11 protein-coding genes are annotated in these 12,337 nt (G+C 63.1%); 7 read left to right on the plus strand and 4 right to left on the minus strand.

From position 1 onward, the window contains the following. Window positions 1-97: 97 nt before the first annotated feature. The gene (hslO, locus tag J4D28_RS25855; RefSeq protein WP_007931739.1) at window positions 98-1,000 is read right to left on the minus strand and encodes an Hsp33 family molecular chaperone HslO; all 903 of its coding nucleotides are present in this window, start codon (window positions 998-1,000) and stop codon (window positions 98-100) included. Between the two features lie 101 nt (window positions 1,001-1,101). On the opposite strand from hslO, the gene J4D28_RS25860 reads away from it, so the two are divergent. Continuing rightward, window positions 1,102-1,905, plus strand: a complete 804-nt coding sequence (locus J4D28_RS25860) for a phosphatase PAP2 family protein (protein WP_016702568.1) — start codon at window positions 1,102-1,104, stop codon at window positions 1,903-1,905. 117 nt (window positions 1,906-2,022) lie between these two features. On the opposite strand, the gene J4D28_RS25865 is transcribed toward J4D28_RS25860, so the two are convergent. Next, window positions 2,023-2,421, minus strand: coding sequence for an RNA-binding S4 domain-containing protein (locus J4D28_RS25865; protein WP_009046461.1), 399 nt, complete (start codon window positions 2,419-2,421; stop codon window positions 2,023-2,025). Window positions 2,422-2,640: 219 nt separating this feature from the next. Here J4D28_RS25865 and J4D28_RS25870 point away from each other — a divergent pair, with 219 nt between their 5' ends. Together J4D28_RS25870 and rimK are read left to right on the plus strand one after the other, a co-directional pair. Further along, window positions 2,641-3,123 carry an ATP-dependent zinc protease gene (locus J4D28_RS25870; RefSeq protein ID WP_007931742.1) on the plus strand — a complete coding sequence of 161 codons (483 nt, stop codon included), beginning with the start codon at window positions 2,641-2,643 and terminating at the stop codon, window positions 3,121-3,123. Beyond that, window positions 3,120-4,025: a 30S ribosomal protein S6--L-glutamate ligase gene (gene rimK, locus J4D28_RS25875; protein WP_007931744.1), complete on the plus strand. Its 906-nt coding sequence runs from the start codon at window positions 3,120-3,122 to the stop codon at window positions 4,023-4,025. Before J4D28_RS25870 ends, rimK begins: the two co-directional genes overlap by 4 nt. Window positions 4,026-4,103: 78 nt before the next feature. Here rimK and J4D28_RS25880 read toward each other — a convergent pair whose 3' ends face one another. Both J4D28_RS25880 and ompR read right to left on the minus strand, forming a co-directional pair. Beyond that, complete coding sequence (locus J4D28_RS25880) at window positions 4,104-5,417, minus strand: ATP-binding protein (protein ID WP_009041700.1); 1,314 nt, start codon at window positions 5,415-5,417, stop codon at window positions 4,104-4,106. A 57-nt stretch (window positions 5,418-5,474) separates the two neighbouring features. Beyond that, window positions 5,475-6,215 carry a two-component system response regulator OmpR gene (gene ompR, locus J4D28_RS25885; RefSeq protein ID WP_007925257.1) on the minus strand — a complete coding sequence of 247 codons (741 nt, stop codon included), beginning with the start codon at window positions 6,213-6,215 and terminating at the stop codon, window positions 5,475-5,477. 361 nt (window positions 6,216-6,576) lie between these two features. Here ompR and J4D28_RS25890 point away from each other — a divergent pair, with 361 nt between their 5' ends. From J4D28_RS25890 to tauA, 4 genes are all read left to right on the plus strand, one after another. Next, window positions 6,577-8,901 carry a Tex family protein gene (locus tag J4D28_RS25890; RefSeq protein ID WP_103331253.1) on the plus strand — a complete coding sequence of 775 codons (2,325 nt, stop codon included), beginning with the start codon at window positions 6,577-6,579 and terminating at the stop codon, window positions 8,899-8,901. Further along, entirely contained in the window at window positions 8,901-9,284 is a 384-nt protein-coding gene (locus tag J4D28_RS25895) for a PaaI family thioesterase (RefSeq protein WP_009046459.1), read from the plus strand. Before J4D28_RS25890 ends, J4D28_RS25895 begins: the two co-directional genes overlap by 1 nt. Before the next feature lie 293 nt (window positions 9,285-9,577). Next, a complete protein-coding gene (gene gshA / locus J4D28_RS25900; RefSeq protein WP_009046458.1) occupies window positions 9,578-11,161 on the plus strand; it encodes a glutamate--cysteine ligase in 1,584 nt (527 codons plus the stop codon). Window positions 11,162-11,383: 222 nt separating this feature from the next. Next, the coding region (gene tauA / locus J4D28_RS25905) for a taurine ABC transporter substrate-binding protein (RefSeq protein WP_207246474.1) at window positions 11,384-12,337 on the plus strand (954 nt) is incomplete at its 3' end.

Consider the following 12,337-nt stretch of genomic DNA (forward strand, 5'->3'; position numbering starts at 1 on the left):
CCGGATTATGCCAGAAAAGCCCAAAAAGAGTAGGGCCCTCCCGTCAGAACGGCGTTAATCCGGCGCTTGCCAGGTGATTTACCTGCGCTGAACCGTTTTAGTGACGAGTATCTGACGGCGACTCGACACCCGCTCCGGCGAACAATTGGCTGATATCGGCCGCATCGAACAGGTAGCGCTCGTTGCAGAACTGGCAATCGATCTCGATGCTGCCGCCGTGTTCGACCACCAGCTTCTGCGCATCTTCCAGACCCAGACTGACCAGTGCATTGCCCGAGCGTTCCCGCGAGCAGCTGCAACGGAAGCGCAACGGCTGCACATCGAACAGGCGCACGGCTTCTTCGTGGTAGAGGCGATGGAGCACGGTTTCGTTGTCCAGGCTCAGCAGTTCGTCGGCGGTCAGGGTGCTGCCCAGCGCGGTGATGTGCTGCCAGCTGGCGGCGCGTTCTTCTTCATCCTTGAGGCGGTCGGCCGGCAGTTGCTGCAGCAGCAGGCCACGGGCGCGACGACCGTCGGCGTGCAGCCAGAAACGGGTACCGACCTGCTGGGACATGACGAAGTAGTTGGTGAAGCATTCCGACAGGGTCGCGCCGTCCAGGTCGACGATGCCCTGGTAACGCTGGCCGTGGGTCGGGTCGACGGTCAGGGCCAGCACGCCATTGGGCATCAGGTCGGCCAGGGTCGCGTCCGGGGCGATCTGCTCCGCGTCATAGCGGGCCAGACCACGGATCTCGCGCTCGCTGGAGCACTCGATCATCAGCAAAGGCACCGGGCCTTCGGAACGGGCCTGGAGGATCAGCAAGCCATCGAACTTCAGCGTGCCGACCAGCAGCGCGGCCGCCGCCATCAGCTCGCCGAGCAGTTGCGCGACCGGCTCCGGGTAAGCGTGTTTGGCGAGGACTTCGGCATAGCTGCGCTCCAACGCCACCAGCTCGCCGCGGGCGTCGCTGTCATCGAAGATGAAGCGTTGGGTGAAGTCGGTATCCGGCAAATGAGTCATAGGTTTGGGTATCTGAAGTGATGACAAAATGGTTACAAGATATGAAAATTGCGTTTTTTGCACTGTTACGGTGCGCGATTTTCTGCCATTGGAGGCATTTTATGAACAATCCGGGTTTGTTCCAAGCAAGGTGGAACCTCGGCAAGCTAGTGTTGTGCAATTTGCTCCCTCTGGCGCTGCTGGGTTTCTGGTTATGGCCAAGCGGGCAGATGCTTTGTGTAATGTTCGACGAATGGCTGTTCCGCCTGCTGAATGCTCCCCTTGCGAGCAACTCCACCTGGCTGCATATCTGGGCCGTGGCCAGCCTCAGGCCTTTTGACGCGATAGTCGGGCTGATCCTGCTGACCCTGTTGATCCGCGGTGACTGGGTGTTCAAGGCCGTGGACGTGCGCCGGGCGTTTTTCGGCTTCCTGTCGATCCTGGTCCTGATGCTGATTATCCGCTTGTTGTTCTCCAGGCTCGCCGACGCCATGGGCTGGCAACACGACAGCCCGTCGATGATGCTCCAGGATGCCGTGCACATGAGCGACTATTTCCCGCACTGGGAAAAAACCTGGGAGCTCAAGGACCGTTCCAGCCAGAGCTTCCCCGGCGACCACGCCTCGGTGCTGCTGATCTGGGCACTGTTCATGAGCGTGTTCAGCCGCGGCGTCGGCCAGCTCCTGGTGATATGGGGCCTGACCCTGCTGTTTATGATGCCGCGGCTGGTGGCCGGCGCGCACTGGGGCCAGGACGACTATATCGGCGGCGTGCTGCTGGCGGTCTGGGCGCTCGGCTGGGGCTACTACACCCCGTATGCGGCCAAGGCTTCGAACTTCCTGTTGCAGGTGACCAATCCGCTGTTCAACCTGCTGGGCAAGCTGCCGTTGCTGTCGCGCCTGAGCGTGGTGCGGGCTACGGCCTGAGTAGGCGCCGGCTTGCCGGTGATTGAATGCAGACGATGCGCCCTCCAGGGAATAGTGAGAGGGCTGCAACCGCTGCTTCGCAACTGATCGCGGACAAGCCTCGCTCCTACAGGGAGCTTATTCGTGGCTGTGGAACTTGAACAGGTCGCGCCGCTGTTTCTTGGTCGGCTTGCCATCGGTGCTCACACCCAGGGCGCCGGCCTTGCGCAGGGCGGCGGCGTTTTCCCGCTTGGCGATGCTGGCTTCGGTTTCCGTATAGAGAGCCTGCGCCTCCGGCGCCCCACGGCGCACGATCGACAGGGCCTGGACCACCACGGTGCGCTCGTCGAAACCGGTGCGTATCTCATACTCGTCGCCGATCCTCGGCTCCTTTCCCGGTTTGCAGCGCTCGCCCCGGTGATGCACCTTGCCGCTTTCGATGGCGGCCTTGGCCAGGGCGCGAGTCTTGTAGAAGCGCGCCGCCCACAGCCATTTGTCCAGACGGACCTTGTCGTCGTCTTCGGCTTTTTGTGCCATGGCATTTCCTCATTCTGAAATATTTTCGAACTGTACTACCGTTTCTCTCGTGCCATGAATTGCGATGGCTCGGTTTAGAATGCGAGGCTCTGCGGCAGCCCGTCCGGGAGCTGTGGAGCCGGGCCTAGATATCTGTCGCCTTTTACCCATTATTCTGCGTGAATACCGCGAATTCGGCCGCTTGACGGTACGAGCGGGTTCCTCAGCGGTTGAGCACATTTGAAGACATTTGACCATTTGACCGTCGTGGGTCTGCGCGAGTGGGTGGCGCTTCCGGATTTGGGAGTCGCCGGCCTGCGCGCCAAGATCGATACCGGCGCCAGCACCTCCAGCCTGCATGCCACCGAAATCGAGCCGTTCGAGCGCGACGGTGAGCAGTGGGTGCGCTTCAACGCGCACCTGGGCAGCGTGGTGCAGTTGCGTCACCGGCGTTGCGAAGCGCCGCTGGTGGCGATGAAAACCATCAAGAGTTCCAACGGCCAGGCGCAGGTGCGCTACGTGATCAGTACCACCCTGGCGCTCGGCGATCGGGTCTGGCGGGTGGAGTTCACCCTCGCCTGCCGCAAGGCCATGCGCTATCGCCTGCTGCTCGGTTCCAAAGCCCTGATCGATGGCCAGTTGGTGGTCAACCCGGGGATCAAATACGTTCAAGACAAACCGGTGTTCCCGGTGTCCACTACCTCTGCCACAGGTGTTGCATGAAGATCGCTGTGCTGTCGCGTAACCCGCGTCTGTATTCCACTCGTCGCCTGGTCGAAGCCGGCACCGAGCGTGGCCATGAAATGGTGGTGGTCGACACCCTGCGCGCCTATATGAACATTGCCAGTCACAAACCGCAGATCCATTACCGCGGCAAGCCGCTGGAGGGTTTCGACGCGGTGATTCCACGGATCGGCGCCTCGGTGACCTTCTATGGCTGCGCGGTGCTGCGCCAGTTTGAAATGATGGGTGTGTTCCCGCTCAACGAGTCGGTGGCCATCGCCCGCTCGCGAGACAAACTGCGCTCCCTGCAACTGCTGTCCCGACGCGGCATCGGCCTGCCGGTGACCGGCTTCGCCCACTCGCCGGACGACATTCCCGACCTGATCGAGATGGTCAACGGCGCGCCGCTGGTGATCAAGGTGCTGGAAGGCACCCAGGGCATAGGCGTGGTGCTGTGCGAAACCGCCACGGCGGCCGAGTCGGTGATCGAGGCCTTCATGGGCCTGAAGCAGAACATCATGGTCCAGGAGTACATCAAGGAAGCCGGCGGCGCCGACATCCGCTGCTTCGTGGTCGGCGACAAGGTGATTGCCGCGATGAAACGCCAGGCCAAGCCCGGCGAGTTCCGCTCCAACCTGCACCGTGGCGGCAGCGCCAGCCTGATCAAGATCACTCCGGAAGAACGCATGACCGCCCTGCGCGCGGCCAAGGTCATGGGCCTGAGCGTGGCGGGCGTGGATATCCTGCGTTCGAACCACGGGCCGCTGGTGATGGAAGTGAATTCCTCGCCAGGCCTGGAAGGTATCGAGACCACCACCGGCAAGAACGTGGCGGGGATCATCATCGAGCACATCGAGAAAAACGGTGGCCCGAACATGACCCGGACCAAGGGCAAGGGTTAAGGGCAGCGGCAAGCTTTTAGCTGCAAGAGAAAAGCGACTCCTCACTTGCAGCTTGTAGCTTGCCGCTTGTAGCTGCCTTCAAACCGCATCCCTGGGCAACAACAACCCCAATGGCAAGCGCACCCGCGCTTCCAGGCCGCCATCGGCGCGGTTGCGCAGTTCGACATTGCCGCCGTGCATCGAGGCGATCCGCTTGACGATGGCCAGGCCCAGGCCGGTGCCCTTGCCGCCCCGGGCACGGTCGCCGCGGGTGAAGGGGTTGAAGATCGCCTCCAGCTCCGACGGGTCGATGCCCGCGCCACGGTCCATCACACTCAGCACCACATAAGGCGCGCTGGTATCGCCCGAGACATAGGCCGCCACTTCGACTTCCGTCCCCGCGTGGTTCAACGCGTTGCCGATCAGGTTGTTCAACAAGCGCTTCATCGATACCCGGCGCAACGGGAACGGCGGGATCGGCTCCAGGCGCAGGCGCACCTTTTCGTCGTTCTGGTTGTAGGGCGCCGCCACTTCACGCACCAGGTCGCTGAGATCGACCTCCTCCACCGACTCATCGCGGCCGTCGCGGATAAAGGCCAGGAACTGGTCGAGAATCGCGTCCATGTCTTCGATGTCGCGGACCATGTCGTCGGTCAGGTCGTTGTGGCTGCCCATCAGCTCCAGCGACAGGCGCAGGCGAGTCAACGGCGTGCGCAGGTCGTGGGACACCCCCGCCAGCATCAGCTCGCGTTCGCGCCCGGCCTGTTCCACATCCTCGGCCATCTGGTTGAAGGCGCGGTACACCTCGGTCATCTCGCTCGGCGTGTCACTGATCGGCAGGCGTACGCTACGCCCCTGGCCCAGTTGCCGGGCGGCGTAGACCAGGCGCTTGAGGGGCTGGTTGAGCTGGCTGACAAAGATCCATGCCGAAGCCGTGGACAACAGGCCGATCGCGAGGAACCAGCCGAGCACGCTCCAGATCTTCTGCCCCCGCAACGGATGCGGATACAGCGGCACTTTCAGCCAGCCATCACCCAGGCTCGGCGCGCGCACCCAGAGCGCCGGCGGGGCGTGCATGCGCAGGCGCACTTCAGTGTCGGCGCCCAATTCGGCCTGCATCTGCCGCTGATAAATCTCGCTATAGGGCCAATGCTGCTCGCCCGCCGGCACACCGCTGCCGACCACCTTGATCAGCCCGGCGGCCTCGGCGATCTGGTCGCGGTTGGATTCGTCGGCGGCCCAATAGGCGCGCAGGGTCAGGGCCACGCCGTGGCTGTACTGGCGGTCCACCAGCACGTCCTCGTTCATCAGCAGATAAACCAGGGTCAGCGCCTTGGAGAACAGCACCACGATCAGCACCAGCCAGAGGGTGCGGGAGAAGAAGCTTTGCGGGAACCACAGCGGGGTTTTCATAAACAGCCATTACACGCTTTGCAGGAGCGAGTCGCGCTCGCTCCTACAAATCATCGGTCACTTGGTGGTGGTGCCATCCGGCACGAACACATAACCCACACCCCAGACCGTCTGGATATAACGCGGCTTGGACGGATCCGGCTCAATCATCCGGCGCAGGCGGGAAATCTGCACGTCGATGGAACGCTCCAGGGCATCCCACTCGCGGCCACGGGCCAGGTTCATCAGCTTGTCGCGGGTCAGCGGCTGGCGAGCGTTCATCACCAGGGCCTTGAGCACCGCGAACTCACCGGTGGTGAGCATGTGCACTTCGGCGCCGCGCTTGAGCTCGCGGGTGGCCAGGGACAGCTCGTAGTCGCCGAAGGTGACGTTTTCGTCTTCGCTGCCCGGCGCACCCGGCACCGGCGCCGACTGGCGACGCAGCACGGCCTTGACCCGCGCCATCAGTTCGTCGGGGTTGAACGGCTTGGCCAGGTAATCGTCGGCACCCAGTTCCAGGCCCTTGATGCGGCTCAGCTCGTCGCCCTTGGCGGTGAGCATGATGATCGGAATCTGGTTGTTCGCACTGCGCAGGCGGCGGCACGCGGTCAGGCCGTCTTCGCCAGGCAGCATCAGGTCGAGGACGACCAGGTTGAAGACTTCGCGACCCAGCAGACGGTCCATCTGCTCGGTGTTGGGAACCGCGCGGGCACGGTAGCCCTTGCTGACGAAGAAGCGCTCCAGCAGGCTGCTCAGCCCCGGGTCGTCGTCAACAATAAGAATTTTTTCGCCTTCGGCAGTTTGTGCAGTGCTGCTCATCAGATGCTCCTTTTATCTCGGTGCGCATTATGGCGTAGCTGCCGTTATACGCACCGTGTGCATTGTTAGCAGATTTTTCCTCAACCGCCAGAAAACCCGCCGTCGGCCGCCACCGGGCCGATCCCCCCGAAGACTGGAACGCTGGTTATAATGCGCCGCCTTTTGTGTCAGGCAACGTCTGATCGTTATCGCCCGTGGCCACTTTTTATTTTTCCCGGCCAGGCAGTAATTGTTCGATTTCACGGGTCAACAGGCAGCCTTTTGATCCAGGCAGCGGCGCACGCCAGGCCGCTCAACCAGACTCGCCGAGCCCAATTTTCCGTGCCGGCGAGCCTGCTTTCACAATTTGTCAGGTGGTTTTATGGACAGCATCAACAGCCGCATTGCCGAGGAACTCGGTGTACGCCCACAACAGGTCGAAGCGGCCGTCGCTCTATTGGATGAAGGCTCCACCGTGCCCTTCATCGCCCGCTACCGTAAGGAAGTGACCGGCAGCCTCGATGACACCCAACTGCGTCATCTGGAAGAGCGCCTGCGCTACCTGCGAGAACTCGACGAACGGCGCATCAGCATCCTCGCCAGCATCGAGGAGCAGGGCAAGCTGACCCCGGAGCTGGCCCGCGACATCAAGCTCGCCGATACCAAGACCCGCCTCGAAGACCTCTACCTGCCGTACAAGCAAAAGCGCCGCACCAAGGGCCAGATCGCCCTGGAAGCCGGCCTTGGCGAACTGGCGGACGGCCTGTTCAACGACCCGAGCCTGACCCCGGAAAGCGAAGCCGCACGCTTCGTCGACGCGGAAAAAGGCGTGGCCGATGTGAAGGCCGCCCTCGAAGGCGCCAAGTACATCCTCATGGAGCGCTTCGCCGAAGACGCCAGCCTGCTGGACAAACTGCGTAATTTCCTCAAGCAGGAAGCCACCCTCAGTGCCCGCGTGATCGCCGGCAAGGAAGAGGAAGGCGCCAAGTTCCGCGATTACTTCGAACACGACGAACCGCTGAAGAGCATGCCGTCGCACCGCGCCCTGGCGATTTTCCGTGGCCGCAACGAAGGCATCCTCAGCTCCGCGCTGAAAGTCGGCGACGAACTGCCGGGCACCATGCACCCGTGCGAGGGCATGATCGGCCAACACGTCGGCATCCAGAACCAGAACCGCCCGGCGGACAAATGGCTCGGCGAAGTGGTGCGCTGGACCTGGAAGGTCAAGCTCTACACCCACCTGGAAACCGACCTGCTGGGCGAGCTGCGCGACAACGCGGAAACCGAGGCGATCAACGTCTTCGCCCACAACCTGCACGACCTGCTGCTGGCCGCTCCGGCCGGCCCGCGCGCGACCCTGGGCCTCGACCCGGGCCTGCGTACCGGCTGCAAGGTCGCGGTGGTGGATGCCACTGGCAAGCTGCTGGACCACGCCACCGTTTACCCGCACGTCCCGCACAACAAGTGGGACCAGACCATCGCCGTGCTGGCCGCGCTGTGCGCCAAGCACTCGGTGGACCTGATCGCCATCGGCAACGGCACCGCCAGCCGGGAAACCGACAAGCTGGCCGCAGAGCTGATCAAGAAATACCCGGCCATGCGCATGACCAAGGTCATGGTCTCCGAGGCCGGTGCTTCGGTGTACTCGGCGTCGGAACTGGCGGCCAAGGAATTCCCCGACCTCGACGTATCGATCCGTGGCGCGGTGTCCATCGCCCGCCGCCTGCAGGACCCGCTGGCCGAGCTGGTGAAGATCGATCCGAAATCCATCGGCGTCGGCCAGTACCAGCACGACGTGTCGCAGCTGAAGCTGGCCCGTGGCCTGGATGCGGTGGTCGAGGACTGCGTGAACGCCGTCGGCGTGGACGTCAATACCGCCTCGGTGGCCCTGCTGGCGCGGATCTCCGGCCTCAACACCACCCTGGCGCAGAACATCGTCAGCCACCGCGATGAAAACGGTGCGTTCAAGACCCGCGCCGCGCTGAAGAAGGTCGCCCGCCTGGGTGAAAAGACCTTCGAACAGGCCGCCGGCTTCCTGCGCGTGATGAACGGCGACAACCCGCTGGACGCGTCCGCGGTGCACCCGGAGGCCTACCCGCTGGTGCAGCGCATCGCCGCCGAGACCGACCGCGACATCCGCTCGCTGATCGGCGACAGCGGCTTCCTCAAGCGCCTGGATCCGAAGAAGTTCACCGACGAGACCTTCGGCCTGCCGACCGTCACCGACATCCTCCAGGAACTGGACAAGCCCGGCCGCGACCCGCGCCCCGAGTTCAAGACCGCCGAGTTCCAGGAAGGCGTCGAAGACCTCAAGGACCTGCAACTGGGGATGATCCTCGAAGGCGTGGTGACCAACGTCACCAACTTCGGTGCCTTCGTCGACATCGGCGTGCACCAGGACGGCCTGGTGCACATCTCGGCACTGTCGGAGAAGTTCATCAAGGACCCGCGTGAAGCGGTGAAGGCCGGCGACGTGGTCAAGGTCAAGGTCATGGAAGTCGACATTCCGCGCAAACGCGTCGGCCTGTCGATGCGCATGAGCGACACCCCGGGCGAGAAGATCGACGGCGCTCGTGGTTCGCGTCCAGGCTCGGCGCCGCGCGCGTCGGGCAACAGCGCCCCGCGCAAGGAAAGCGTGGCAGCGGCCCCGACCAACAACGCCATGGCCTCGCTGTTCGCCAACGCCAAGCAGTTGAAGAAACGCTGATGGAGATCCCGGCCGGCTTGACCGAAAGCGCGTTCAGCCAACTGCTCGGCTGCCGTCTGCAGCGCCTGGAGGTCGGTGAAGCCGACGTCGCCCTGACGCTGACGCCGCAGTTGCGCAATCGTGGCCAGAAGCTGCACGGCGGGGCGATCTTCAGCCTGGTCGATATCGCCATGGGGCTGGCTTGTTCCAGCTCCCACGGCTTCGACCAGCAGAGCGCGACCATCGAGTGCAAGATCAACTACATCCGCGCCGTCGCCGAGGGCGACGTGATCTGCCACGCCCGGGTGCTCCACCCGGGTCGCCGCACCCTGGTGGTCGAGGCCGATGTGATGCAAGGCGACAAACTGGTCGCCAAGGCACAAGGCACCTTCGCGGTCCTCTGAGGAACCCTTTGGTGACAGCCGCGACGCCAATTCATCCGCTAGCGACGCGGCCCGCCTTCGAACATCGACAGACCTAGCTCCCCGTCATCGATTTGAGTTAATTTCGGCGCTGCGAAAGCGGCGTCGGAGTTTTCTGCCTGCGCTAAAGCCAGATTCAGGGATGAAGTGTGGTGCTTGCAAAATCGGGCCATGCCGGCTCAACGACCAGGCGAAAACGCCAGTTTCAACTTCACCCTTGTAGACCGTCCTGCCCACCCCCATATTGGGGCGACTGACGCGTGAAGGAATCCAACTTGAGCGAACTTCTCAACCGCCGCCTGGCTCTGCTCGGCGAGCGCGCTAACCTCTCTCTGCTCGAGCAGTGCCTGCACGGTATCGAGCGCGAATGCCTGCGCGTGACCGGCGAAGCGCGTCTGGCCCAGACTCCGCACCCGGAAGAACTGGGTTCCGCGCTGACCAACGAACAGATCACCACCGACTATTCCGAGTCGCTGCTGGAGTTCATCACCCCAGCCCTGCCCGATCCGGCGGACACCCTGGCCAGCCTCGACAAGATTCACCGTTTCGCCTACAGCAAGCTCGGCAACGAGTACCTGTGGAGTCCATCGATGCCGTGCCCGTTGCCGGCCGAGGAAGACATCCCGATCGCCTATTACGGCACCTCCAACATCGGCCAGCTCAAGTATGTGTACCGCAAGGGCCTGGCCCTGCGTTACGGCAAGACCATGCAGTGCATCGCCGGGATCCACTACAACTTTTCCCTGCCGGAGCAGCTCTGGCCGCTGCTCAAGCAGGCCGAAGGCTTCGTCGGCAGCGACCGCGACTATCAGTCGTCGGCGTACATCGCGCTGATCCGCAACTTCCGCCGCTACAGCTGGCTGCTGATGTACCTGTTCGGCGCCTCGCCGGCGCTGGACGCAGGCTTCTTGCGCGGTCGCGCGCACCAGCTGGAACAGCTGGACGCCGAGACCCTGTACCTGCCGTACGCCACCAGCCTGCGCATGAGCGACCTGGGCTACCAGAGCAACGCCCAGGCCGGCCTGACCCCTTGCTACAACGACCTGAACAGCTACACCGACAGCCTGCGCAAGGCCGTCGCCACGCCGTACGCGCCTTATGTGGAGATCGGCACCCACCAGGACGGTGAGTGGGTCCAGCTCAACACCAACATCCTGCAGATCGAAAACGAGTACTACTCCAACATCCGCCCGAAACGCGTGACCTACACCGGCGAGCGGCCGATCCAGGCGCTGATGGCTCGCGGCATCCAGTACGTCGAAGTCCGTTGCCTGGACATCAACCCGTTCCTGCCGATGGGCATCGACGTGCAGGAAGCCCGTTTCCTCGACGCCTTCCTGCTGTATTGCGCGCTCAACGAAAGCCCGCTGCTGGAGAACAACGAGTGCGGCAACGCCACCTCGAACTTCCTCAAGGTGGTCAAGGAAGGTCGTCGCCCGGGCCTGCACCTGCTGCGCCAGGGACAGTTGGTGGACCTCAAGGAATGGGCCGGCGAACTGCTGGAAAAGATCGCGCCGCTGGCCGCCCTGCTCGACCGCAGCCACGGCAGCGACGCCCATAGCAAGGCGCTGGACGCCCAGCTGGCCAAGGTCAAGGATTCGTCCCTGACGCCTTCGGCCCAGGTCCTGGCCGCCATGCAGGAACACAAGGAAAGCTTCAGCCAGTTCTCCCTGCGCCAGAGCCTGGCCCATGCCGAGTTCTTCCGCAGCGAGTCCCTGAGCAAGGAAGACCAGGCGCGTTTCGAAGAAGCGGCGCGCAACTCCCTGCTGCAACAGGCCGAGCTGGAACAGAACGAAGTCGGCGATTTCGACGTATTTGTCGGCTCGTATCAGGCGAGTATCCTGGCGATCAGCAACTAAGCGTCTGCGGCGCTTATCGCGGGCAAGCCTCGCTCCTACACAAGATCAATGCGTAGGAGCGAGCTTGCTCGCGATGGAGCGCAAAGCGCTCCCCTTCAAAAAGCGCTTTCTTTAGAAGATTCCTCTTTTAAGCTAATTCTAAAAAGTTATTTATTTTTAGATTCTTAGATCATTTAGTCTCCTACCACGTCCACACTTGGCCGCCTGTTGAGGAGCTTCATGATGAAACTGCACCTTCCCCTCCGCCTCCTGGCGGCCGTGTCCCTGGCCACCGCGAGCTTCTTCGCCCAGGCAGCCGACGTCACCGTCGCCTACCAGACCACCGTCGATCCAGCGAAAGTCGCCCAGGCCGACGGCACCTATGAAAAGGTCACCCAGGCCAAGATCGACTGGCGCAAGTTCGACAACGGCGCCGACATCATCGCCGCCATCGCTTCGGGTGACGTGCAGATCGGCTACCTCGGCTCCAGCCCGCTGACCGCTGCGATCACCCGCAAGGTGCCGGTGGAAACCTTCCTTATCGCCACCCAGATCGGCGCCGCCGAGGCCCTGGTGGCCCGCGACGGATCCGGGATCAAGACGCCCCAGGACCTGGTCGGCAAGAAAGTCGCCGTGCCCTTCGTTTCCACCGGCCACTACAGCCTGCTGGCTGCGCTCAAGCACTGGAAAATCGACCCGGCAAAAGTACAGATTCTCAACCTGGCGCCACCGGCGATCATCGCCGCCTGGAAACGCGGCGACATCGACGCCACCTACGTCTGGGACCCGGCGCTGGGCGTGGCCAAGGAGAACGGCAAGGTGCTGATCACCTCCGGCGAACTGGCCCAGTTCGGCGCGCCGACCTTCGATGCCTGGATCGTGCGCAAGGACTTCGCCGAGAAGCATCCGCAAATCGTCACCGCCTTCGCCAAGGTGACCCTCGACGCCTACGCCGATTACCGCAAGGACCCAAAAGCCTGGCTGGCTGAGCAGAGCAACGTCGACAAGCTGGTGAAACTCTCCGGCGCCAAGGCCAGCGACATTCCGCTGCTGTTGCAGGGCAACGTCTACCCACTGGCGGCCGACCAGGTCATCAGCCTTGGCGCGCCGACCACCAAGGCCATCACCGACACCGCGGCGTTCCTCAAGGAACAAGGCAAGGTCGAGGCGGTACTGCCGGACTACGCGCCGTACGTC

Source organism: Pseudomonas sp. GW531-T4, assembly GCF_017349615.1.
Lineage (GTDB): Bacteria > Pseudomonadota > Gammaproteobacteria > Pseudomonadales > Pseudomonadaceae > Aquipseudomonas > Aquipseudomonas chlororaphis_I.